The sequence below is a fragment of the Marseilla massiliensis genome (genome assembly GCF_016899855.1).
Classification (GTDB): domain Bacteria; phylum Bacteroidota; class Bacteroidia; order Bacteroidales; family Bacteroidaceae; genus Prevotella.
In genome coordinates, this window is record NZ_JACJJG010000029.1 from 1 (window position 1) to 25017 (window position 25017).

The 25017-nt window shown below is 51.7% G+C and carries 16 protein-coding genes and 1 pseudogene; 12 read left to right on the forward strand and 5 right to left on the reverse strand.

What is annotated here, in order from left to right; translation table 11 throughout:
* The 4 genes from H6A34_RS06980 to hutI all read left to right on the forward strand — a co-directional run.
* On the forward strand, positions 1-1374 hold a 1374-nt coding region (locus H6A34_RS06980; protein WP_205104416.1), incomplete at its 5' end, for a cyclodeaminase/cyclohydrolase family protein.
* 162 nt (positions 1375-1536) lie between these two features.
* Positions 1537-3552, forward strand: a complete 2016-nt coding sequence (locus tag H6A34_RS06985; RefSeq protein ID WP_205104418.1) for a urocanate hydratase — start codon at positions 1537-1539, stop codon at positions 3550-3552.
* Between the two features lie 120 nt (positions 3553-3672).
* The gene (gene hutH, locus H6A34_RS06990; protein ID WP_021948004.1) at positions 3673-5166 is read left to right on the forward strand and encodes a histidine ammonia-lyase; all 1494 of its coding nucleotides are present in this window, start codon (positions 3673-3675) and stop codon (positions 5164-5166) included.
* A complete protein-coding gene (hutI, locus tag H6A34_RS06995; RefSeq protein ID WP_205104420.1) occupies positions 5147-6385 on the forward strand; it encodes an imidazolonepropionase in 1239 nt (412 codons plus the stop codon). The genes hutH and hutI overlap by 20 nt, the downstream gene beginning before the upstream one ends.
* 255 nt (positions 6386-6640) lie before the next feature.
* Here hutI and H6A34_RS07000 read toward each other — a convergent pair whose 3' ends face one another.
* The 3 genes from H6A34_RS07000 to H6A34_RS07010 all read right to left on the reverse strand — a co-directional run bounded on the left by H6A34_RS07000 (position 6641) and on the right by H6A34_RS07010 (position 11078).
* Positions 6641-8938, reverse strand: a complete 2298-nt coding sequence (locus H6A34_RS07000) for a hypothetical protein (protein WP_205104422.1) — start codon at positions 8936-8938, stop codon at positions 6641-6643.
* Positions 8939-9415: 477 nt separating this feature from the next.
* Positions 9416-10108, reverse strand: a complete 693-nt coding sequence (locus tag H6A34_RS07005; RefSeq protein WP_205104424.1) for a RibD family protein — start codon at positions 10106-10108, stop codon at positions 9416-9418.
* A gap of 85 nt (positions 10109-10193) precedes the next feature.
* A complete protein-coding gene (locus H6A34_RS07010) occupies positions 10194-11078 on the reverse strand; it encodes a hypothetical protein (RefSeq protein WP_021947999.1) in 885 nt (294 codons plus the stop codon).
* Positions 11079-11537: 459 nt separating this feature from the next.
* Here H6A34_RS07010 and H6A34_RS07015 point away from each other — a divergent pair, with 459 nt between their 5' ends.
* The 4 genes from H6A34_RS07015 (at position 11538) to H6A34_RS07030 (ending at position 16069) form a co-directional block, all read left to right on the forward strand.
* Positions 11538-13010: a capsule assembly Wzi family protein gene (locus H6A34_RS07015; RefSeq protein ID WP_205104426.1), complete on the forward strand. Its 1473-nt coding sequence runs from the start codon at positions 11538-11540 to the stop codon at positions 13008-13010.
* Positions 12998-13447: a lipocalin-like domain-containing protein gene (locus H6A34_RS07020; RefSeq protein ID WP_021947996.1), complete on the forward strand. Its 450-nt coding sequence runs from the start codon at positions 12998-13000 to the stop codon at positions 13445-13447. Before H6A34_RS07015 ends, H6A34_RS07020 begins: the two co-directional genes overlap by 13 nt.
* Before the next feature lie 131 nt (positions 13448-13578).
* Complete coding sequence (locus H6A34_RS07025) at positions 13579-14145, forward strand: flavin reductase family protein (RefSeq protein WP_205104428.1); 567 nt, start codon at positions 13579-13581, stop codon at positions 14143-14145.
* Positions 14146-14242: 97 nt separating this feature from the next.
* A complete protein-coding gene (locus H6A34_RS07030; RefSeq protein WP_205104430.1) occupies positions 14243-16069 on the forward strand; it encodes a DNA polymerase III subunit gamma/tau in 1827 nt (608 codons plus the stop codon).
* Between the two features lie 119 nt (positions 16070-16188).
* Here H6A34_RS07030 and asnA read toward each other — a convergent pair whose 3' ends face one another.
* Both asnA and H6A34_RS07040 read right to left on the reverse strand, forming a co-directional pair.
* Positions 16189-17226, reverse strand: coding sequence for an aspartate--ammonia ligase (gene asnA, locus H6A34_RS07035; protein WP_205104432.1), 1038 nt, complete (start codon positions 17224-17226; stop codon positions 16189-16191).
* 308 nt (positions 17227-17534) lie between these two features.
* Positions 17535-17888, reverse strand: coding sequence for a hypothetical protein (locus tag H6A34_RS07040; RefSeq protein ID WP_205104434.1), 354 nt, complete (start codon positions 17886-17888; stop codon positions 17535-17537).
* An 815-nt stretch (positions 17889-18703) separates the two neighbouring features.
* On the opposite strand from H6A34_RS07040, the gene H6A34_RS07045 reads away from it, so the two are divergent.
* From H6A34_RS07045 to H6A34_RS07055, 4 genes and pseudogenes are all read left to right on the forward strand, one after another.
* Positions 18704-19135, forward strand: coding sequence for a DUF3592 domain-containing protein (locus tag H6A34_RS07045; protein ID WP_205104436.1), 432 nt, complete (start codon positions 18704-18706; stop codon positions 19133-19135).
* A 227-nt stretch (positions 19136-19362) separates the two neighbouring features.
* Positions 19363-20232, forward strand: a pseudogene (locus H6A34_RS15400) (glycoside hydrolase family 43 protein); the annotation flags it as partial.
* Positions 20224-23454, forward strand: a complete 3231-nt coding sequence (locus H6A34_RS07050) for an MGH1-like glycoside hydrolase domain-containing protein (protein ID WP_338088637.1) — start codon at positions 20224-20226, stop codon at positions 23452-23454. The pseudogene H6A34_RS15400 and the gene H6A34_RS07050, both read left to right, overlap by 9 nt.
* A gap of 247 nt (positions 23455-23701) precedes the next feature.
* Positions 23702-24997: an alpha/beta hydrolase family protein gene (locus H6A34_RS07055; RefSeq protein WP_205104438.1), complete on the forward strand. Its 1296-nt coding sequence runs from the start codon at positions 23702-23704 to the stop codon at positions 24995-24997.
* Positions 24998-25017: the final 20 nt, after the last annotated feature.

Genomic DNA, 25017 nt, shown 5'->3' on the forward strand with positions numbered 1-25017 from the left:
CTTGCCGAGCGTATCGCTACGGAGACGGGCATTCCGTGCTACTGCTACGAGGCGGCGGCACTGAAACCCGAGCGCCGCAACCTGGCCGTATGCCGCGCGGGCGAGTATGAGGCGATACCTGAGAAGCTGGCAGACCCGGCCAAGGCTCCTGACTTCGGCGCACGTCCTTACGACGAGAGCATAGCACGCACGGGCTGCACGGTAGTCGGCGCGCGCGACTTCCTTATCGCCGTAAACTTCAACCTCAACACTACATCAACACGACGTGCCAACGCCATAGCATTCGACGTTCGCGAAAAGGGCCGTCCTGAACGTATCGGCAATCCCATAACGGGCGAGATTCGCCGCGACGAGAACGGCAAACCCGTGATGATTCCGGGCACGCTCAAGGGCACGAAAGCTATCGGATGGTACATCAAGGAATACGGCATTGCGCAGGTTTCGATGAACATCACCGACATCAACACTACTCCGCTGCACGCCGCTTTCGACGAAGTGTGCCGCTGTGCGGAGGCCCGCGGAGTGCGTGTTACGGGCACGGAGATTGTAGGATTGGTGCCCGAACGTGCGCTGATTGACGCCGGCAAGCACTTCCTGCGTAAGCAACACCGCTCTACGGGAATACCCAAGGAGGATATTCTCGACATAGCCATAAAGTCGATGGGACTGTCTGACCTGCGTCCGTTTGAACCTAAGGAGAAGGTAATAGAATACCTGCTCGACGCCGGCAAGGACGGCGCAGACAAGCTGACGGCACTCACCGTTAAGGGGTTTGCCGACGAGACGCTGCGTGAGTCGCCTGCTCCCGGCGGTGGTTCGGTAGCCGCTTACATGGGCGCTCTTGGCGCCGCGTTAGGCACAATGGTGGCCAACCTGTCGGCACACAAGCCCGGATGGGACGACCGTTGGGAGGAGTTTAGCCGTTGGGCGGACAAAGGCGTTGAGCTTGAAGCCGAGCTGCTGCACCTCGTCGACGAGGATACGGAGGCTTTCAACCGCATAATGGCAGCATTCGGAATGCCCAAGAACACTGACGAAGACAAGCGCCTGCGCTCCGAAGCCATACAAAAGGCTACGCTGTTTGCCGCCCAAGTGCCTCTCGAAACGATGAAGGCATCGTTCAAGGCATTCGAGATTTGCAAGGAGATGGCCGAGACAGGCAATCCCAACAGCGTGTCAGACGCCGGCGTCGGCGCCCTGGCTGCTCGCGCGGCAGTGCTCGGAGCCGGCCTCAACGTCAAAATCAACGCCTCTTCCCTGAAGGACAAGGCGCAGGCGGAAGCCCTCATCAACGAGGCCAACAACCTGATGGCCGAGGCCGATAAGGCTGAACGCGAGGTAATGGAGATAGTGGAAAAGTTAATTCATAATTAATAATAAGTAGTTAAAGTAGTTAGAGTAGTCAGAGTAGTTAAAGTCAATACCTTTTCAGATAATGTCAAGACAACACCCAACAAGGGTAATGACTTTAACTACTTAGCGACCGCAGGGAGCGTTAACTACTTTAACTCCTTTAACTACAAAATTCAAAACACAATGACAAAAGAAGAATTTGCAGCTGACATACGCGCCGGTATTCCCGACGTGTTGCCGGAACCGATGCCATATGACACCGAAATCAACCATGCGCCTAAGCGCAAGGATATACTTACAAAAGAAGAGAAGAAGCTGGCGTTGCGCAACGCCTTGAGGTATTTTCCCAAGAAGTTCCATGCCACATTGGCGCCTGAGTTCGCCGAAGAGCTTGAGAAATTCGGCCGCATTTACATGTACCGCTTCCGCCCGAGGTACGAGATGTATGCACGCCCGATAGACGAATACCCGCACAAGTCGCTCCAGGCGGCGGCAATCATGCTAATGATACAGAACAACCTGAACCCTGCCGTGGCGCAACATCCGCACGAACTCATCATTTACGGCGGCAACGGAGCAATCTTCCAGAACTGGGCGCAATATCGCCTGACGATGAAATACCTCAGCGAAATGACCGACGAGCAGACCCTCGTGATGTACTCGGGCCATCCGCTCGGTCTCTTCCCGTCGCATAAGAACGCTCCGCGAGTTGTCGTAACAAACGGTATGGTAATCCCGAACTACTCTAAGCCCGACGACTGGGAGCGCATGAACGCCCTCGGTGTGAGCCAATACGGACAGATGACGGCCGGTTCCTATATGTACATCGGCCCGCAGGGAATTGTCCACGGCACGACAATCACCGTGATGAACGCCGCCCGCATGCAACTCAAGAAGCAGCCGGGACGCAAGGATATACACAGAATGCTGTTCGTTTCGTCGGGTCTTGGCGGCATGTCAGGCGCACAGCCTAAGGCCGGAAACATAGCTGGTGTTGTCAGCGTGGTGGCTGAAATCAATCCGCTTGCTGCCCAGAAGCGTTACGACCAGGGATGGGTTGACGAGCTGCACACAAGTCTTGACGAGCTTATTCCGTCCGTCCGCAAGGCCGTTGAGGAGCGTAAGACGGTGTCGATGGCTTACGTCGGCAACGTGGTTGACCTTTGGGAGCGCCTCGCAGAGGAAGACATTAAGGTGGATTTGGGTAGCGACCAGACCTCGCTTCACAACCCGTGGGCTGGCGGTTACTATCCTGTCGGCATGACATTGGAGGAGTCAAAGAAGATGATGGCCGACGATCCGGATGAGTTCCGCAACCGTGTGCAGGCTTCATTGCGCCGCCAGGTGGCAGCCATCAACAAGCTGACGGAGCGCGGCATGTACTTCTTCGACTATGGAAACGCCTTCCTCCTCCAGTCTGAACGTGCCGGGGCAGACATCATGTTGCCAGATGGCAGGTTCCGTTATCCGTCATACGTGCAGGACATCATGGGCCCGATGTTCTTCGACTACGGCTTCGGCCCGTTCCGTTGGGTCTGCACTTCAGGCAATCCTGACGACCTCGCTGTCACTGACCGCATAGCAGCTGAAGTACTGGAGGAAATCAAGAAAACCGCACCCGAGGAAATACAAGGACAGATGGACGACAACATCCATTGGATAAAAGAGGCCGGACGCAACCACCTTGTGGTAGGTTCGCAGGCACGAATACTTTACGCTGACGCTGAGGGACGCACCAAGATAGCCCTCGCTTTCAATGAAGCCATCAAGCGTGGGGAAATCACCCGTCCCGTTGTTCTTGGCCGCGACCACCACGATGTGTCAGGAACAGACTCGCCGTTCCGCGAGACAAGTAACATCTATGACGGCTCGCAGTTCTGCGCCGACATGGCTGTGCAGAATGTGATAGGCGATTCTTTCCGCGGCGCAACGTGGGTTTCGCTGCACAACGGAGGCGGAGTCGGCTGGGGAGAGGTCATCAACGGCGGCTTCGGAATGGTTATTGACGGTGGCGAAGACAGTGAACGCCACATCCGTGAAATGTTGTTCTGGGACGTGAACAACGGCATAGCACGCCGTAGCTGGGCACGTAACGAAGGCTCAATGCACAGCATCGTGCGCGAGATGGAGCGCACACCAGGCCTTAAAGTGACAATGCCCAACCTGGTAGACGACAGCGTTATAAATGAAATTTTTTAATTGAGAATTAAGAGTTAAGAATTAAGAAAACATGACTTGCAGATTGTTTTACTGTAAATAGTATTTTTCTTAATTCTTAACTCTTAATTTTTAATTCCACATATAAAAACATATAATATTATGGTTCACCAAATATCAGCCGAGCATTTGACAATTGAACGCATCGGGGAAATAATAAAAAACGGTTACAAAATAGAGCTTAGCGAGGACGCCAAACAACGAATCGTACGCTGCCGTGAGTACCTTGACAAGAAGATAGCAGAAACAAAGACACCTATCTACGGAGTAACAACCGGCTTCGGGTCGCTCTGCAACGTGTCGATAGGCAAAGACCACCTCGCCCAGTTGCAGATAAACCTGATGATGTCGCACGCCTGCGGCACCGGCGACCGTGTGCCTAACGAGATAGTAAAGATAATGTTGCTGCTGAAAATACAGTCGCTCAGCTACGGATATTCAGGTTGCAAGCTCGACACAGTTGAACGTCTTGTCGACTTCTTCAACAACGAAGTTTACCCGATTGTTTACATGCAAGGCTCTCTCGGGGCGTCAGGCGACCTCGTTCCGTTGGCCCATCTGTGCCTGCCTCTTGTAGGATTAGGCGAAGTTGAGTACAAAGGCAAGATAATGACAGGCGCCGAAGTGCTGCGAAAGAACGGCTGGAAACCTATTCAACTCGGTTCAAAGGAGGGACTGGCGCTGCTCAACGGTACCCAGAACATGAGCGCGTTTGCCGTTTGGGCGATATTGAACAGCCAGAGGTTGAGCGACTGGGCCGACGCAATAGCTGCCATGTCGCTCGACGCTTACTGCGGCCTTGTTGAGCCGTTTACCGACGCTGTGCACCAGGTGCGCCCCCACAAAGGGCAGATTGAGACTGCACGGCGCATGAGGGAACTGCTTGAGGGCAGCGAGATAGTGGAGAAACCGAAGTCGTACGTACAGGACCCGTACTCTTTCCGTTGCGTTCCGCAGGTTCACGGAGCGATGAAAGACACGCTGGCATACGTCTATTCGGTAATTGACACGGAGATAAACTCCGCCACGGACAACCCCACAGTATGCCCCGACGACGACCTCGTGATTTCAGCCGGCAACTTCCACGGCGAGCCGATAGCCCTGCCGATGGACTTCCTCGCCATCGCCGTGAGCGAGCTTGCCAACATATCAGAGCGCCGTATATACAAACTTGTGTCGGGAACGCGCGGACTTCCGAGCTTCCTCGTTGCCAATCCGGGTGTCAACAGCGGATTCATGATAACGCAATACACGGCCGCTTCCGTCGTAAGTCTTAACAAGAGCCTCTGCACTCCGTCGTCAGTTGACAGCATTCCGTCAAGTCAGGGACAGGAAGACCATGTCAGCATGGGCGCCAACGCAGCCATCAAATTATATAAGGTGGTGCTGAACACCGAGCGCGTGTTGGCAATCGAGCTGTTCAACGCCGCACAGGCGTTAGAGTTCAGACGCCCGCTGAAGTCGTCGCCAGTCATCCAACGCCTGTTCAAATCATACCGCGAGGTTGTGCCGTTCATCGTCAACGACGAGGTGATGTACCCTTATATCAAACGTTCGATAGACTTTTTGGAGAATAATGCGCCTGCTTATAAGTAACATAAAGACCCTTGCCGGAATAGCCGACAAGGGTCTACTGCGCCTACATGGTAGCGAGATGCAATGTCTCGGAACGATAGACAACGCCTGGCTACTTGTTGAAAACGGACTTATTTCATTCTTCGGAAGCATGAACGACATGCCTTCCGAGGGCTTTGCCGTTGATAAAGAGATTAACGCCGAGGGCTGTATAGTCATGCCGTCGTGGTGCGACCCGCACACGCACATTGTCTACGCAGGCAGCCGCGAGGGTGAGTTCGTTGATAAAATCATGGGGCTCAGCTATGCTGAAATTGCACGGCGAGGCGGCGGAATACTCAATTCGGCCGACCTGCTGCACGCTACCAGCGAGGACGAACTGTACCGCCAGGCCATGCGCAGGGCTGAAGAGATAATGCGCAAGGGCACGGGCTGCGTTGAGATAAAGAGCGGTTACGGCCTCAACACGGCCGACGAACTGAAGATGTTGCGGGTAATACGCAGGATAAAAGAGAGCGTGCCAATGCGCGTTGTGTCGACTTTTCTCGGCGCTCACGCCATAGGACGGCAATACAGTCACGATGAATACGTAGACCTTATAATAAATGAAATGCTGCCGGAGGTAGGCCACGAGAAGCTTGCCGACTACGTTGACGTGTTCTGCGACGAAGGTTTCTTCACTCCAGAGGATACCGACCGCATACTCGAAGCCGCCGCACGGTGGGGCATGAAGCCCAAAATACATGTAGACGAGCTGGCCGCAACGGGCGGACTTCCCGTCGGAGTAAAGCACGGCGCACTGTCGGTTGACCACCTTGAGAACATGCCCGAGAGCGAGTTTGACATTCTAAAGAACAGCGGAACAATGCCCACGGTACTGCCAGGCACGTCGTTCTTCCTCAACATGCCTTACGCCCCGGCACGCAAGATGATAAACGCCGGACTGGGAGTTGCCGTCGCAAGCGACTACAATCCTGGCTCAACGCCGTCGGGCGACATGAAGTTCGTAGTCTCACTGGCCTGCATCAAAATGCGCCTCCTGCCGTCTGAGGCTATCAACGCCGCCACAATCAACGCCGCATACGCAATGGGATTGAGCGGCGACTACGGCTCGATAGCACCGGGCAAGGTAGCAAACTTCTTCATCACCGAACCTATACCGTCGGTAGACTTTATTCCTTACGCCTACACTTCGCCAATCGTTAGCAGAGTGTTCCTTGGCGGAAAGGAAATAGTTTAAGTGAAAAGATAAAAACAAACAACGGAAAATCCACATGCATTTAATAGCAAAGCATGTGGATTTTCCGCTTATATTCTCTATCATTTCATATCCGTCTTCATCAGCATTTACGGCATACATTTAAGGCCAATGAAACCTATTATGCAACAGCCTGATATTCAATACATTACAAAAGGCCGTCTTTTACACTCTAAAAGACGGCCTTTTGGCTTGCGATTGACGGCCTTTTACAAAGCAAAAGACCATCAATTGGGTTTACTTCACTGACACCTTAGTCTTTATTCCCGCTGCGTTTACGATGTAAATGCCCGGCGAACTGAAAGTATATGATGTCACTCCGGCTGCAATTACCTGCCCGCCGATGGTATATACGCTAAACGCACTGTTGTCAGAAAGACCTATACGGCGTCCGTCAAGGGTAACGCCTACCTGTGCGTTAGCCTCTACCGACGTTATGCCGGATGTCTCGTCATACGTATATTCCAGCTTGATTTCCTCGGTACGTGTACCGTCCTCGTCTACCGACACTTCCGTCTTGCCTGCCAGACGGCCGTCAGCGTCATACACATACGTGATTTCGTCATACGCCTGTCCCTGTGGAATTGACGCCGCACGCATGGCCGTCTCAGGCTCTTGCGGGTCTACTGTCCCGCCATGGCCATACGACGGTTCGTAATACTTATACTCTTTCGTCAGCCGTCCGTCGGTCAGAATATAAATTGGCAAACCCTTGATGTCACGGCAGAAAGTCTCGTTGCCGTCGTGCTCTACGGTGAAATACGTCGAGCCCGATATCGTGTTGACGTAATAATCCATATTGTCAAAATCAACAGAGGTCAATCCGAGCTGTGTATTCCAATACCCTTCGTAAGCACAAACCACGCGTCCCTCCACAGATACTACTATGGTACTGTCGGCCGTCATGCCTTCCAAGTCGGCTGCAAGGTTAGGTCTTACGAACGATACATCCTCAGTCTGTACGTTAATGGCAATGTAATCGTCTTCGGTATAGCTGTTATACTTTTTATTTTCTACCCTGCGATTCGCTCCATTCTCCTCGATTACAGTCTTGGATTCAGGCGTTTCATCGTTATTACCGTACTTCGTGATTGTCACCTTGCCGTCAGAATAAGCGTAGTTCTCGGTTTCCTGCCATTCTTCTGAGTAGTTATCATTAGGCCCTTTATATTCGCGTTTTTCGGTGTACACAGCCTTTATAGCCTCAGCGTTAACCCAAGTGTATTCCGTGGTAACGAGAGTGTGATCCGAATAAATGCCGTCGTCGTATGAATATTCATCCTCAATCTTGGTTACATATCCGTTACCGTCAACTGTTATGGTAAGTTTCGCATTGTCGTCAAGCCCGTTATTACCCTCCATAGTTACGCTTGTCAACTTGCCGTTCGCATCACGGTTGAATATTGTCGCCGACTCTACGCCATATTCGGTAACGTCGATGCGTGTCAACGGGCCGTCCATGCCGAATACGTCATGCCACGAGTTGCCCACTCCGTACACTTCATCGTTAAGGTAAGTATAAGCCTCCTCGAAATCAAGCTCCCACTCCGTGGCGTCCGTCGAAGTCACCTTCGCAATGCTTGTGGCAGGCCTGTCGTTCTCGTCTATCACCCCGTCACCGTTCAGGTCGCCTCCGGGCTCAACTACGTCGTCACCTGCTTCGCCGTATTCGCTGATTGCAACGAGGCGGCCAAGCTTGTCATAAGTGTACGTCTGCTTCTTCTTATCGTAATATTCCCTGTCAACCGTATATTCAACCAACTTGCCGTTAGAGGCATCATACTTGTAAGTTTCCTGAGCAGTCTGCTTCCATGACAGGTACGATTGAGTCTCGTCGTCCCATCCATCCTGGTCATAATAAGTCACGACGGCATTGTTCAGCTCGCCACCGAAAGTAATTTTACGGCCGTGGAACACGTAACCTGTATTTACGCCATCGGTGTCGAACGTGGATGAAACTGTGCCGGAATTATGCCGATAGTTGGTAAACGAAGCCAGGACACCGTTATCATAATAGCTCCAACGCTCGATAGGGTCGTCGGCCTGGCCATATTCGTTCAATTCTACCTTCTCGTATTCGGTTATGCCATCGCCGTAACTTACCGTTACCCGGTATGACTCAAAGTAGTCGTTGGCTGTGTACGTTACGGTCTTTACCGACAGACGTTTTTGCGAGTCGTACTCATATTTGTAGGTTCCGGTGGTTATCTCCTTCTCCGCTCCCCACTTTCCGTCTGTCTTTTCCTTCATGTAGATTCTCTCTGACGAGCGCATATTGTCCTTGTCATAGGCGTAGACGTAACGGAAAATGCGGTCGCCGTCCTTCTCCTCATACTCGTCCAGGATGTTGTCTGAACTTGCTTTAAGTACTGCCGTCTCCTTCGCAGCCTTGGCCACGGCTTCCTTAGCCGCATTCTGCCGGCGTTGCTCAACGCGTTGTTTCATGTATCTTTTGCCGAATTTCACGCCCTGTGCATTGGCTGAATACGGCAACAGCATGGCTGACAGCAGTGCCAGTGTAATTGTTTTTTTCATGCTTTTTTAGTCTTTCGCAGGTTAATGAATGATAAATGTGAAAGTCCTTAGATGGTTGGATGATGACAATAAAAAAGCGTGGACTTATAACTTCGCCTATGTTTCGAAGGTATCGCCAAACACCACAACGCCATACACGAGGAAAAGCCCACGCCCTTAGGTGCGTGAACATCAACTTTTACTCTTGGCGTTTCTTCTATATTGGCGATTTCCCGAAACAAGAATACAAAGCTAACGCTTCTTTATTTTATGCCTTAAGTCAGTTTTATGCCATAGGCCTCATTCTTTGATTACGCCTGCAAATATACTAAAAGGCGGGCGCAAAGGAAAGAAAAAAAGAAGTTTTTTGACATTCCATTGCCGAGCCGCATTCTATATTCGTAAAACAAATATAGCGAAAATGTTGCTTTTGAGTAAAAATATAAAAATGAAGAGTGAAAAATCAAAAGGGATTCTTCACTCTTCGTCCTTCGTTCTTCACTTCTTATACCTTATCCAAACGGTGTTCTCGCCCACCCGCTTTACGCCGACGAGCTTGATCGTGGTGGTAGGATAGTCCATATCCTCTATCCCGTCGAAGACGGCTGTCATGCCCTTGCGCCCGTCAATGCCGGCACCTACCATGAGGCTGACCTCGTCGAGGAGTCCCGCGGTAAGGAAGGCGGCGTTGATATGGCCACCGCCTACAACGGCAAGCCGCTCTACAGAAAACTCCGAACGGAGTATCTGCATGGCGCGGCTGAGGTCTATGCCGCGGCGCCCGCACGCTATCCACGATATGCCCTGCGCCGTTAGGCGGTCGTGATACTGGCGAGGACATGCCTCGTCAGTGATTACGAGCAGGTTATCCTGCGCCGCGCTGTCGGGCCATAACAGCGTGCCGTGCGTGTCGATGGCTATTTCATACTTGCCGCCGTGCCCGGCATTGCGCCATTCCTCACGGCCTATCGGCGTAGAGTCAGTGGCCTTGAACGTGCCCGGCAGCGCCGTATGCATCTGCATTGTTACGCGTCCGGACAGGTCGGCGTCGCACTCCAGCTCATCCAGGGCTGCATAGTAGGCGTCAGTATCACCAAGATTCTCGGTCATAGAGCAGTCTATGCGCCCGTCAACCGACGACATCATGTGGCAGACTATGTAAGGTCTGCCGTTACCATTGTTGCTTTCCATAAATTCAATGTCTTGTTTTACGCCGCAAAGTTACACATATTATAATATGAAGGTGGTAAACGTTTTACTGCAAGTCCAAAACATTTTACGGTTTCACGCAATACGCCAGGCTGTTGATTGTCTTTGCGTTGTACGGCTCGTACTTTATCCATTCTATCAGCCCCAGCGTATCTTTTGTCGGGCGGTCGTATGAATACGTCTCACCGCAACCGTTTACCTTGATGTTGTCGGCCGTGTGGCTTAGGTACGACCAATAAATAAACATGTCGCCGGCGAATACACATTGTGTAGGATTGAACTTCGAGATGTCTATCGGCGGCAGGTTTGTCAGGAATTCATGGCTGTCGTAGAAAAAGTTATTCGAGAACTCATCCGTATTAGGATTCTTCATCATGCGGATGTTCTGGATGAACAGCGAGCCTTCATTACACTGCAACAGAGCCGCCGCGCGCAGGTAGACCATGCCTCCGGATATGCCGTACATGAACGAGTTGCGGTTCGTTCCAATCATCACAATAACGTCGTTGCCGCTTGTCTCAACCACCGTGCCGAGCTGCCACTCCTGCAGACAGCGGCCTATCTGCGACTTGTCCGTTGCGTAAGGCATGTCGTATGGCTGCACGATGTCCATGTCTTCCACCTTTTTCAACAGGTTACCGTCTATGCTCAGAGAGCCGTCGGCTGTCAGCGACAAGTCATATCCTGCGGCCTTGGCCAGCATAACGGTATCCTTCGTGAATGTCGTAAGCATGCCGATACCACGCGACGGCACCAACAGCACCGCCGAACCGTTGCCCGTAACGGTGTCTTTCGCGAAATACATCATCACCGAATCCGTTATAACAGCCTCTTGCTTGGCGCTTGCCCACACGCCCCTGAACTTGCCGAAACCGACAGTCTGTGCCGAAGCCTTGAATGTACATACAGCAAAGAACACTGCTGAAACAACCAAAAATAAGTTCTTTTTCATAATACGAAAATGTTTTAACATCTATATTTCAATAACGTATGACAAGTCAAAAAAGCGACACGGGACAAACGTTTTTTGCTTTTTTTAATGTTTACATGCCGCCAACCACTTCGCAAAAGGCCATCTTTTACACGCTGAAAGACGGTCAACGGCGTTGTAAAAGGCCACCTTTTGCAGCCTTAAAGGCGGTCTTTTACATCGTAACCAAAGTTCACGTGTTTACTTAACAGCTATATCTATAAGCCTGTTTTACAACATAAACCGTAAGGAAAACACGGCTTACGGCTTACATTTTTCAGACATATGGTATTACCGTCGGCATGCACATGTGAAGGCATTACGCACTTTCCTTGACAATAATTTTACAGAACGGGAAATTTGTTGTACTTTTGCCGTCGCTAAATAAAGACTGTACGCGGCATGACATTGCCGTTTATTAATTCTCTACAAACTATTCGGATGAAAATAATCAAGTATTTGATGGCAGCCATGTTGCCGCTATGCGCGGCCACGGCAGGCGCACGGGGCGACTCGCTGACGTACAAAATCGAGTTGTCCGGCAAGGCCTCTACGGGCGAGTATGCGCCGCTATGGTTCACGGCCAACCGCTACGGCCTGTCCTCGGAGCGGCCGAACAGCGGCTACCTGCGCGCCGGAGTGAAGTATGACACTGACCTGGGCAAGGGCTGGAGCGTAGAGGCCGGGCTCGACCTGGCCGGCACCATCGACCAGACAGCGCCCTTCGTGGTGCAGCAGGCGTATGCCGACATATCGTGGAAGGTAATAAACCTTAGCATCGGCAGCAAAGAACGGGGTGCGTTCCCGTTGGAAAAGGACATGCGGCTGTCGAGCGGAATGATGGTTGAAGGCCCTAACGCACGCCCCATTCCGCAGGTACGCCTCGAGGTAAAGAAGTATTGGGACGTGCCGTTCACCAAAGGATGGCTCGGCATTAAGGGACACATCGGCTACGGAGTGATGACCGACGGAGGATGGCGCGAGGACTTCGTGGCTGCCGGACAGAAGTTCTCAAAGAACAACATCTACCATACCAAGTCGCTGATGTTCCGTGTGGGCAACGTCGAGAAGTTTCCCCTTACCATGGAGATAGGCATGCTCGAGACGGCGCAATTCGGCGGAAGCCTATGGCAGAAGAACGCCGACGGCTCGATAACGTGCGTGGCCAACATGCCCAACGGCATAAAGGACTTCTTCAAGGCGCTAATACCAAAGCAGGAAAGTACGCTCGAAAACATCGACGGCAACCATACAGGCAGCTGGAACTTTGCCCTTAACTACGAGGCAAAGACATGGAAGGCACGCCTGTATTACGAGCACTTCTTCGACGACCACTCACAGCTGACGTGGCAGTATGGCCGGTGGAAGGACGGACACATAGGCGTTGAGATCACCGTTCCAAAGAACCCGTTTGTAACTAAGGTGCTGTGGGAAGGCCTGAACACGACAGATCAGACGGGTCCGATACTCTACGACGGCGTCGGCGGCTCGTTCGGCGACCTGCAGATGAGCGGCCGCGACAACTATTACAACCACATGACTTATCCCTGGACACACTGGGGACAGAATATCGGAAATCCCTTCGTAGTGGGACCGTCGTACAATTCGGACGGCCGCCTGTACTTCCGAAGCAACCGCGTGAAAGCTCACCACATCGGCCTGAGCGGCGACCCGTCTGACGAATGGACATACCGCATGCTGCTGTCGTTCGCCCGCCATTGGGGAACCTACGACGAACCGCTTGACGAAAAGCGCCACCAGAACAGCATGTTGTTCGAGGTTTCATACAGCCCCAAGAGCCTCAAGGGCTGGCAGTTCACGGCGAGCTGCGGCGTTGACGACGGCAATTACCTCGGCAACAGCACGGGAGGCATGTTGACAATAAGAAAAACTGGATTACTATGGGCAAAATAACGAGAGTGGCCTTCATGGCCGTTTTGGCGTGCATCCTCTGCTGCGGATGCGACTGGAAAGACCCTATCGACGAGGATATAGAGGGCCGCTGGCGACTGGAGCGCTTCGAGACAACGGCCGACGGCCAGATGCACGAGTGCGAAAGGATATATTACAGTATCACGCGCATGGTGGTAGAGGTGGCCGAGAAGCAGGGCCCTAACGGCTACGGGTCGTTCATCGGGCGCTTCGAGTACAAGGACGGCCGCAAGAAAGTGGTAATGCGCGAGTTCAAGCAGCGTGCCAACACGAGCGACAACGGCGTTGACGCCACCGTGGAAGACCTGCTGCCGTTCGGCATGAACGCCAACGGGACAACGTTTGAAGTGGTGGTTGCCGACGGCGACAACCTCGTACTTCGCTCTGATTACGCAACCCTGCAACTCACGAGGTTCTGACATACAAGCCCTACCGCTGCTGACGGTAGGGCTTGATTTATATAGATTGTCTTGCCGAAATTTGGCCAGGCATGTTTTTTTTATTATATTTGCTCCTCAAATAAACAGGAAAATATCTAAAAAAGAACATCATGAGAAAGAACTTCGGAGCAAAACCGTGGACATATCCGCAACCGGTATTCATAGTAGGAACATATGACGAGAACGGCAATCCTGACGCCATGAACGCCGCATGGGGCGGCATTGACTATGACGACCGTATCAACCTATGCCTCAGCGCAGACCACAAAACCGTGAAGAACCTGCTTGCCACAAAGGCATTTACAGTAAGCATGGCTACGGTTGACACTCTCGTGGCTTGCGACTACGTAGGAGTGGAATCGGCAAACAAGACTCCCGACAAATTCGCCAAAGCCGGTTTCCATGCCGTTAAGTCGGAGTTCGTCAACGCACCAGTCATAGAGGAACTACCCATGACTGTTGAATGCGAACTTGTTTCGTACGACCCTGAGTCATGCCACTTGGTAGGACGTATCGTAAACGTATCCGCTGACGAGAGCATTCTCAACGAAAAAGGCAAGATTGACCCGGCAAAACTGCGCCCCATAACTTTCGATCCTGTGAACAACGACTATCTCGTCGTCGGTGAAAAGGTAGGCAACGCATTCAAGGACGGACTTGCACTGAGAAATAAATAAAGGTGAAAAAGTAAATGAATAAAGAGGGGAAAAAGCACGGCAACAAGACTTTTACCCTTAACTACTTTAACAACCTTAACTCCTTTAACTACCCAGAATGAAAGAATACATAGTTTCCGCACGCAAGTACAGGCCGATGTCGTTTGACGCTGTGGTAGGACAAAGCGCCCTGACAACCACGCTGAAGAACGCCGTCAAGAGCGGCAAGCTGGCTCATGCATATCTGTTCTGCGGGCCAAGGGGCGTGGGCAAGACTACCTGCGCACGCATTTTCGCCAAAGCAATCAACTGTCAGAACCCAACAAGTGACGGCGAAGCATGCAACGAATGCGAGAGTTGCAAGGCTTTCAACGAGCAACGCTCATACAATATCTTCGAGCTCGACGCCGCAAGCAACAACTCCGTGGAGAATATCAAGGCGCTTATGGAACAGACGCGCATACCTCCTCAGGTCGGCAAATATAAGGTATTCATCATCGACGAGGTTCACATGCTGTCGACGGCGGCGTTCAACGCTTTCCTCAAAACACTCGAAGAACCGCCTGCCCATGTAATTTTCATTCTCGCGACAACCGAGAAGCACAAGATACTTCCTACCATAATATCGCGTTGCCAGATATATGATTTCGAGCGTATGACTGTCCAGGGAATCATTGGACAGCTCAAGATGGTGGCCGAGAAAGAAGGAATAACATACGAGGAGGAGGCCCTCAACGTCATTGCCGAGAAGGCTGACGGTGGCATGAGAGACGCACTCTCAGTGTTCGACCAGGCCGCCAGCTTCTGTCAAGGCAACATAACATACAAGAAAGTCATTGAAGATCTTAACGTACTCGATACGGACAACTACTTCAACATCATTGACCTAAGTCTTGAAAACAAGACTGCCGACGTCATGGTGCTGCTTAACGACATAATAAACAAAGGCTTTGACGGAGGTAATCTGATAAGCGGTCTGGCCGTACACGTAAGAAACGTGCTCATGGCTAAGGACGAACAGACAATACAGTTGCTGCAGACAGGAGCACGGCAGGCAGAAAAATACAAGGAACAAGCAAAGAAATGCCCGGCCAACTTCCTGTATAAAGCGTTGAAGATAATGAACGACTGCGACATTAATTACCGCCAAAGCGGCAACAAAAGGCTATTGGTAGAACTTACGTTGATAGAAATATCGCAGATAACGCAGCCCGATGACGACGGCGCTGGCGCGGGGCGTAGCCCTAAGAGACTGAAATCCCTGTTCAAAAGACTTATGAGCGTTCAGCTGACAGAGGCTATGCAGGTGGCCAAGGCTGAGCCTCCCGTTAACCGTCGCACGGCAGTTTCGTCGCACGACGGCAACATACATGCGCAACAAGCGCCACAAACTGAGAATAGCAACGTGAACGTTGCACCCGGAAACAACGCTAATGGTGGCTCCGCTACGCCTTCTCCGACCATGCCAAGGGGACTTAAACTGGGAAAAATCGGCAAGACATTCGACAACCTCAGGCGCAGGAGTGAAGAGCCGCAACAAATTATCGAGACGGCAACAAACGACAACGATACTGGCGACAGGCAGGAGTTCACCAACGAGCAGCTACTGACTCAATGGACGTCAATGTGCAACCGAATGCCGCAACAGATGACCGGTATCGCGGCGAGGATGAAGAACATGGCTCCTGTCATTACCAGCTTTCCGGACATTGAGGTTGTTGTGGACAACCAGATTCTTCTCGACGACATTATGAAAATCAAAGGGCGGATACGCAACACGCTCGCGCTCGCGCTCAAGAACAGCGCAATAACGCTTAACATAAGGCTCGCCAAACCTGAGGAAATCAAGCCTATCCTTACCAACAAGGAACGTTTTGACGAATTGAAACGAGAAAACAAGGCGTTCGAGAAGTTAAGCGAAATGCTGAAACTGGAAATCAATTGATAATTAAGAATTAAGAGCTTCGGGAATTAAGAATTAAGAGTTAAGAATTAAGAAAGTATGCATTGACAATTGACAAAGGTATTTTTCTTAATTCTTAACTCTTAATTCTTAATTTAATATCATATCAGCGTCATTCCCAACTCCTCACATTCCTTTATCATTTCACAAGGCCATATACTTGCCTGGATTTCCCCAAGATGGGCCTTGTGCAGCAATACGAGGCACAAACGGCTCTGGCCTATACCGCCGCCGATACTCAGAGGCAGCTCGCCTGACAGCAGTTTTTTATGGAAATACAGCTCCTTACGTTCCTGCTGACCGGTCAGTTCGAGCTGGCGCAGCAACGCTTCCTTGTCTACACGAATACCCATCGACGACAGTTCGACGGCCCTGTCGAGCGTAGGATACCATATAAGGATGTCGCCGTTAAGGCCTTTATGGCCTTTGCCTGTTTCCGTTGTCCAGTCATCATAATCCGGCGCGCGACCGTCATGCGGCTTACCGTCGGCCAGCTTGCCGCCTATACCTATTATAAATACAGCCCCGTACTTCTTGCATACCAGGTTTTCACGCTCTTTCGGATCCTTGTCGGGATACATCTCGAGCAGATCCTCACTGTGTACGAAGTGTATTTCCTCCGGTAAAAACGGCTTCAAGGCCGAATATCGCTCGCAAACAAGATACTCGGTACGCCTGATTGCCGCGTATATACGGCGCACGACGCTCTTGAGGAAGTCAATGTTACGCTGCTCACGGGTCATCACGGCCTCCCAGTCCCACTGGTCTACATAAAGCGAATGCAGGTTGTCAAGCTCCTCGTCGGCACGTATCGCGTTCATGTCGGCGTACACCCCGTAGCCAGGCTCTATCGAATAGTCGGCCAGGGTAAGTCTTTTCCACTTAGCGAGCGAATGAACCACCTCTGCCTCTGCGTCTCCAAGATCCCTGATGGGGAATGTAACGGGACGTTCAACACCGTTAAGGTCATCATTGATACCCAATCCTTTAAGGACAAACAGCGGCGCCGTGACTCGCCGCAGGCGAAGTTCTGTTGACAGGTTCTGCTGAAAAAACTCTTTTATAAGCTTTATGCCCTGCTCGGTCTGCCGCATGTCCAGCGGCGACTTATATCCGACGGGCTTGATAAGTTTGCTCATTGTGATATACGTTTGATTAGTAAATGCGTCGGCAAAGATACTAACATTTCAGCAATATGCAAATTTTTAAAAGTAAAAATATCGCATTTTATCACTTATTTCTTTATTTACGCTACATTAAGAAAACAAGCGGCAACATAATGCCGAAGCGTGGAAAAACTTACGGCATATAAGGGCCTATAACACCCATCCAGGCCGAACACCGCACGAAAAAGCGCCGGCAAGGGGACAAAACCCAACCGGCGCAACGCCTTTTACCTTAAACTAAAATCCCAAAAAGATGTTATCTTGAACAAAAAACGCTATCGTCATTCAGCCTCAACAGAGCGAATTTCTATGGCTGCCGAACCCAGGCGCGACGAGCCGTCGGTCACGATACCGCTCAGTATGGCTATATTGCCTGCCTCGGCAGCCGTCACACTGACAGTGTTATAGGCTTTCGTCTCAAGCGAGAAGGCTGTCGTCGAGACATTCCATTCAACTCCCGCCCCGGCAGGCAGGTTGGGTATGCTGTACAGGTTCTCCTCGCCCACCACTACATTGGCGCTGCCCTGTATCGTATAAGTCGGCGTCGTGTCAGACGTTCTGTCGTCATCGTCGCTGCAACTCCATATCACCGGAACTACGGCGAGCACAAGCATAAATCTAAATAATGCCTTCATGTCAATCAGTATTCAAATATTTTTAATAAATATAAAACATCCAAATAACAAAAAATCACGGCAAATAGACTGAATTAAGATATACAACACAACATAAAAATGTTAATATATCGACGACAAAAAGGAGATAGTCATCCATTTATACAAATTGAAACGAATATGAGACAAACGCCAACATGTTGATTTTCGTTGACCTCTTCAGTTTAGATTATTTGCCAACAACAAGCCGCACGCACGCAAATACGCGAAAATACAGTGTGCAGCCATATGTATCTAAACAGCAAAGCGTTACGCAAAGTAAGGCATTTAATGTGCAACAAAAACGGCAGGAAAAAGCATGAAAAAGGGCATGAAACACGCTGAAAAGCGACCTATGTGGCGGTTTTCAGCCGTATTTTTCATGACATAACACGGCTAAACGGCGTGCAAAAGACGGTCTTCGGGAAAGTAAAAGGCCGTCAACGGCAACCTCAATGACGGCCTTCGGCACGATGACTGTCGTCAGACAGCCCCGCCGGAACTCTGTTTCCACACAAAACACAGACATTCGCGCAATATCATTTTGCCATCACAATACCACGTTTACCTTACATCCTGCACAGCTTGCAACCATAAGCCATGCAAACATCAGCAGCCACGCCCCGCCGGAAGTACTACATCGCATAATTATGCCGATGGGCTTGCGTATTCAAGATAAAATACTTATCTTTGCCATCGGATATACATCCGTGCGGCCGCCGGCATGAAAACAGCATCCGACAGGCCGCCGACAGTCTAATAACATATCAAGGACTAATAACATATCAAGGATGTCCATGAAAAGCCTCGCAAACCTCCGCGTTGATGACCTTATATGGCTCGCCGCATTCGCCGGAGCCGCAGTCCTGCTTGGCATTGGCCTTTACGGATTAATATCACTCGCGATAGACTCACGGACGTACGTGCCCACCAAAGGGATTGTAGAGCGCGTGGACAGGACGAGGACATACCGCCACCGCAAGACACGCACAGAGAGTCACGCGATGGTTATCTACGACACGGAACGCTTCGGCAAGCTGTCGACAACCTATGATGCGAACTTTGCGATAGGCCTTGGCAAGGGCGACGAAGTAGCCTTAATCTATGACCCTGAGCACCCTCGCGACGTGCGTTTCCCCTCACGCGACATATGGGCTTACGGCACATGCTGCGCCTGCGGACTGCTGCTCGGATGGGGCGGAATGCAACTGCGCAGGCGAAAAGCCTGAATACAAAGGCATGGGCCAAGCGCACGGCCATGCAGCGGCAGGCCCCAAAGCCTGCTTTGAGGCAGCACCCGGACAGGGCAAGACGTCCGGGCGGCACGAATTATGCAACGATGCGCCATTTAAATAAAAACCGACTGGTTACAAATGACAATCTTTACCGTCAAATACATAAACGAAAACCTATTATGAGAAAACTTATTTTGTCTGCCATCGTCGCGCTGTCGGCGATGACACCCTACATCTCCTCCGCGAAGGATGTCTATGTCTCAACCTCGTTCAGGGAGCCGGCCAACGAAGGCCTACGCTTCATCTACAGTTATGACGGCCTGAGGTGGGACACCATACCGGGCACATTCCTGAGCCCGGAAGTAGGCACGCAGAAAGTAATGCGTGACCCCTCAATCGTAAAAGGGCCCGACGGCACGTTCCATCTCGTATGGACGTCAAGCTGGAAAGGCGACCGCGGCTTCGGCTACGCCTCGTCCAAAGACCTTATACACTGGAGCAAGGAACGCTTCATCGAGGTAATGGACGACCCCACGACGGTAAACGTCTGGGCTCCGGAACTGTTCTACGACGATGTCAAGAAGCAGTACATGATTGTATGGGCGTCGTGCGTGCCGGGCAAGTTCCCCGACTATGAGGAGGACCACTACAACAACCACCGCCTTTATTATGTAACGACAAAGGACTTCAAGAAGTTCAGCAAGGCAAAGCTTCTTATCGACCCCGACTTCAGCTGCATTGACGCCACGATACTGAAGCGCGGCGACAAAGACTATGTCATGGTGCTCAAGGACAACTCTCGTAAGCAGCGCAACCTCAAGGTTGCCTTCGCTACGTCGCCATACGGTCCGTGGAGCAAAGCTTCCGAACCGTTTACCGAGAGCTTTACCGAAGGACCTACTACGACACAGGCCGAAGGCTGGTACTACATCTATTATGACTCTTACCGCCACGGCATATACGGTGCCGCGAGGACAAAGGACTTCAAGAACTTCCAGGACCGCACGGGAGCAGTCAACTTCCCCGTTGGCCACAAGCACGGCACCGTGTTCATGGCTCCGGAAGAAATCGTACAGGGCCTCATCAAGCAAAACAGTGACGCCGTACACTATACCGGCAGCGTAGTGGCTACGCCCGCACGCCATGACGGCGGACTGTCGCCCGTAGTGGGAGTACACAACATCCAGACCATGCGCGCCGAGAAGGGATGGCTCTATAACCACCAGCCGATGATGGCATACTGGCACGGCAAGTTCTACATGCATTACCTTACCGACCCCCGCAGCGAGCACGAGGCTCCCGGAAAGACCATGCTCCAGACATCCGAGGACGGCTATACATGGACTAAACCGGTTGAGCTGTTCCCCATATACAGCGTGCCCGACGGCTTCACCAAGGAGACATTGCCCGGTATCGTGGCAAAAGACCTCAAGGCGGTAATGCACCAGCGCGTAGGCTTCTACGTGTCGAGCAACGACAAACTTATAGCGACGGGTAACTATAACGTGGCCCTTACGCCTAAAGACCACCCCAACGACGGTAACGGTATAGGCCGAGTGGTACGTGAAATCAAGGCCGACGGCTCGTTCGGCCCTATCTACTTTATCTATTACAACCACGACTTCAACGAGAAGAATACCGACTTCCCGTATTATAAAAAGTCAAAGGACAAGGCTTTCGTTAAGGCCTGCGACGAACTGATAGCCGACCCGATGATGCGTATGCAATGGGTTGAGGAGGCCGATAGGAACGACGACATCCTGCCATTAAAAAACCCTTACAAGGCATTTAGCGGCTATACCCTGCCCGACGGACGCAAGGTCGGGCTGTGGAAACATGCCCTTCAGAGCATAAGCAGCGACGGCGGCAACACCTGGCGCTACCCCGCAACAAGGGCACACGGCTTCGTTAACTCTAACGCTAAAATCTGGGGACAGCGCCTTTCCGACGGTACTTACGCCACAGTGTACAACCCCGCTGAATACCGTTGGCCGCTGGCTATCTCGCTGAGCAAGGACGGACTGGAATACACCACGCTCAACCTCGTGAACGGCGAGGTGACTCCCGAGCGCCACTGGGGTAACTACAAGAGCTTCGGTCCTCAGTACACACGCGGTATTCTCGAAGGTAACGGCACGCCGAAGGACGGCAACCTCTGGATAACATACAGCAACAACAAGGAGGACATGTGGGTATCCTGCATTCAGGTGCCCGTCAAGCTGGAGGCTACCGAGCACGCTTCGGGCGGTTTCGGCAAGTACACAAAGCTGGCAGACATGACCGACTGGAATATATATTCACCCCTCTGGGCACCTGTTGAGCTTGACGGCGAGTGGCTGACGCTGAGCGACAAGGACCCGTATGACTACGCAAGGGTGGAGAAAGTGATACCCGCGACAAAGGAACTTACCGTTGAATTTGACGTTAAGGCCGGTCAGACTGACCACGGCCAGCTCAATATCGAGTTCCTCGACGCCAAGGGCAACATGTGCTCACGTATCGTTCTCGACTCTACTGCGACAATGAGAGTCAAGGGAGGAGCGCGCTACGGAGGCCTGCTGAAGGGCTATGAAGCCGGCAAGACATACCACATCAAGGCCGTTCTCTCTGTTGACGGTCACGTTGGAACTTACTACGTGAACGGCAAGAGGGCCACGGCACGCATGTTCGACACTCCCGTCGACGCCATCACACGCATTGTGTTCCGCACCGGAAACCTGTTCGACAAACCCGACATCGAGACCCCTGCCGACCAGTTTGTTGACATGCCGCGCGCCGACGAGGAAGACCCGATGGCAACATTCGCCATCGCTAACCTCACCACAAAGTCGTCAGACGGCGACGCTAACGCCGCTATTCTGAGGTATGACGACTACAAGCACTACGCCGACTACTTCAATACGATGGAGGACGAGAACATCGTTACCTACATACCTAACAGCAAGTCGTCTGAATGGATGAGCAAGAACGTTCCCCTCTTCGACTGCCCCGACAAGGCGATGGAGGAAATGTACTACTTCCGCTGGTGGTCGCTGCGCAAGCATATCAAGCGCACTCCCGTAGGATTGGGCATGACCGAATTCCTCGTTCAGCGCTCATACGCCGACAAATACAACCTCATCGCCTGCGCCGTTGGCCACCACATAATGGAGACACGCTGGCTGCGCGACACCACATACCTGCACCAGATACTCAACACATGGTATCACGGCAACGACGGCAAGGCCATGACGAAGATGAACAAGTTTAGCTCTTGGAACCCCGCAGCAGTCTACGAGGCTTACAAAGTACTGGGCGACACCACGTTTGTGCTTGGCTTGAAGCCCTCGCTTGAGGAGGAGTACGCACGCTGGAAGAGCACTAACCGCCTGCCGAACGGACTGTATTGGCAGGGCGACGTGCAGGACGGAATGGAGGAAAGCATAAGTGGCGGCCGCCGCAAGCAGTACGCACGTCCGACAATCAACAGCTACATGTACGGCAACGCACGTGCGCTGGCTGAATTAAACCTTCTCGCCGGCGACGCATCTAAAGCTAATGAGTACAACCAGGAGGCAGATGCGTTGAAGAATCTGGTACAAAGCAAGCTTTGGAACACTAAGCACTCGTTCTTTGAGACAGTACGCGGCGACACGGCAGCAGCCGTACGTGAGGCAATAGGTTACATCCCCTGGTACTTCAACCTGCCCGATGCGAACAAGTATGACGAGGCTTGGAAGCAGCTTGAAGACGAAGAAGGCTTCTCCGCTCCTTACGGACTTACCACGGCTGAGCGCCGCCATCCCGAGTTCAGGAGCCACGGAGTAGGACGCTGTGAGTGGGACGGCGCGATATGGCCGTTCGCCACAAGCCAGACGCTTACAGCATTCGCTAACTATATCAACACTTATCCCAACCCTGTATTGGGCGACACCACGTTCTTCAAACAGATGAAACTGTATGTTGAAAGCCAGCATCACCGCGGACGTCCGTACATCGGCGAATACCTCGACGAGAAGAACGGAGCATGGCTTATGGGCGACCGTGAGCGCAGCCGGTACTACAACCACTCAACATTTGCCGACCTCGTAATCACAGGACTTGTAGGACTCCGTCCGCAGGCAGACGGCAGCGTAGTGGTAAATCCGCTCGTTCCGGAAGGCACATGGGACTATTTCTGCCTTGACAACGTAAATTATCGCGGCAACGTTCTTACCATATTATATGACAAGGACGGCCAGCGCTACCATCAAGGCAAGGGTTTACGCCTGTTCGTTAACGGCAAGTTGGCGGCTGAGCGCGAAGATCTTGGCAAACTGACGTATAAAAAGTAAAGAGGTAAAAGTGCTAAAGAAATAAAAGATGATATATAAAAATGGAGTTAATAAGGAGTTAACGGGAGTTAGACGGTCTGCCGACCGTCCGTAGTTAACGGACAATAGCCTGAAAAACCGTCAACAAGGCATTTGTCCGTTAACTTCCGATAACTCCAGCGCAGAGCGCTTAACTCCTGTTTACTCCATTTTGACACACCCTCTTTTACAGCCCAAACCACCCTAACTACTTTAACTACCGAATAATATGAAACGACTGATATTGCCTGCACTGCTATTCTTCGGCATTACGGCAGGCGCCCAAACATACGAGACAAAGTTCACAAGACCGTTGTCGGACGTGCTTAGCGACGTATCAAAAAGGTTTGGAATACGGTTGAAGTACAATGTAGACACAACCGGACTGAAGCTGGCGTACGCGGATTTCCGTGTGCGCCCATACTCTTTGGAGGAAACATTCAACAATATACTTGCGCCGTTCGACTTCAAGGCCGTTAAGCAAAACGGCAACCTATACAAGATAAAGCCTTACGAATATCCGCGCAGACAGCCGGAAGACGGCCGCAAGTTAGTACCTTATTTGGCGTCACTTTATGCCGATAAGGCAGCATGGGAGGCAAGAAAAGACAGCGTAAAAAAAGAAGTAAGGGCACGTCTCGGCATAGACAAGCTGTTGCCTTTATGCTCGAAAGACGCTCCAGAATACGGCAAAATACGTAAGTTCGACGGCTATACGGTGCAGAACTTCCGACTGAAAACAGCCAACGGACACACCGTTTGCGGGTCTATATATGCACCAAGAAGCAAGGGGAAGCACCCTCTTATAATATGTCCGAACGGCCATTTCAGCAACGGACGCTATGGCAAGGTGCAGCAACAGAGGCTCGCAACGCTTGCCCGCATGGGCGCGATCTGCGTTGACTACGACCTTTGGGGATGGGGAGAATCTGCCGATGAGGTAGGCTCCAAGGCCCACCAAACACCAGAAGCGCACGTGATGCAGGCACTCAACGGCATACGCATACTTGACTGGATGATACAGCGCAAGGACGTTGACACGAGCCGTATTGGCGTGAACGGTGGCTCGGGAGGCGGCACACAATCAGTCCTGTTGAGCGTACTTGATGACCGTTACACGGCATGCTGCCCTGTTGTAAGCGTATCTTCATGGTTTGACGGAGGATGTCCGTGCGAGAGCGGAATGCCCATTCAGCTTGCGGGAGGCGGCACATGCAACGCCGAACTGGCAGCGATGTTCGCCCCAAGGCCGATGATGCTCGTGAGCGACGGCGGCGACTGGACATCCACAACGCCTGAACTTGAGTATCCGTACATACAGAGAAATTACGGCTTCTACGGCAAGACGGACAACGTTAAGAACGTACACCTGCCCAAGGAGGGCCACGACTTCGGCCCCAACAAGCGCAACGCAGTGTACAAGTTCTTTATTGACACATTCGGACTTGACGCCACAAAGCTCGACGAAAGCAAAGTAACGATTGAAGACGAGAACGCATTAAGATTTAAACCCAAGACAAAATGAGAAAGACAATACTGTCAGCT

Excerpts from the sequence above, each read along its gene's own strand:
- H6A34_RS07055 (WP_205104438.1), top strand. The coding sequence starts at position 23,702 with ATGAAACGACTGATATTGCCTGCACTGCTATTCTTCGGCATTACGGCA.
- H6A34_RS07005 (WP_205104424.1), bottom strand. The coding sequence starts at position 10,108 with ATGGAAAGCAACAATGGTAACGGCAGACCTTACATAGTCTGCCACATG.
- H6A34_RS07040 (WP_205104434.1), bottom strand. The coding sequence starts at position 17,888 with ATGAAGGCATTATTTAGATTTATGCTTGTGCTCGCCGTAGTTCCGGTG.
- H6A34_RS07025 (WP_205104428.1), top strand. The coding sequence starts at position 13,579 with ATGAGAAAGAACTTCGGAGCAAAACCGTGGACATATCCGCAACCGGTA.
- hutH (WP_021948004.1), top strand. The coding sequence starts at position 3,673 with ATGGTTCACCAAATATCAGCCGAGCATTTGACAATTGAACGCATCGGG.
- H6A34_RS07010 (WP_021947999.1), bottom strand. The coding sequence starts at position 11,078 with ATGAAAAAGAACTTATTTTTGGTTGTTTCAGCAGTGTTCTTTGCTGTA.
- H6A34_RS07000 (WP_205104422.1), bottom strand. The coding sequence starts at position 8,938 with ATGAAAAAAACAATTACACTGGCACTGCTGTCAGCCATGCTGTTGCCG.
- H6A34_RS07030 (WP_205104430.1), top strand. The coding sequence starts at position 14,243 with ATGAAAGAATACATAGTTTCCGCACGCAAGTACAGGCCGATGTCGTTT.
- hutI (WP_205104420.1), top strand. The coding sequence starts at position 5,147 with ATGCGCCTGCTTATAAGTAACATAAAGACCCTTGCCGGAATAGCCGAC.
- asnA (WP_205104432.1), bottom strand. The coding sequence starts at position 17,226 with ATGAGCAAACTTATCAAGCCCGTCGGATATAAGTCGCCGCTGGACATG.
- H6A34_RS07020 (WP_021947996.1), top strand. The coding sequence starts at position 12,998 with ATGGGCAAAATAACGAGAGTGGCCTTCATGGCCGTTTTGGCGTGCATC.
- H6A34_RS07045 (WP_205104436.1), top strand. The coding sequence starts at position 18,704 with ATGAAAAGCCTCGCAAACCTCCGCGTTGATGACCTTATATGGCTCGCC.
- H6A34_RS07015 (WP_205104426.1), top strand. The coding sequence starts at position 11,538 with ATGAAAATAATCAAGTATTTGATGGCAGCCATGTTGCCGCTATGCGCG.
- H6A34_RS06985 (WP_205104418.1), top strand. The coding sequence starts at position 1,537 with ATGACAAAAGAAGAATTTGCAGCTGACATACGCGCCGGTATTCCCGAC.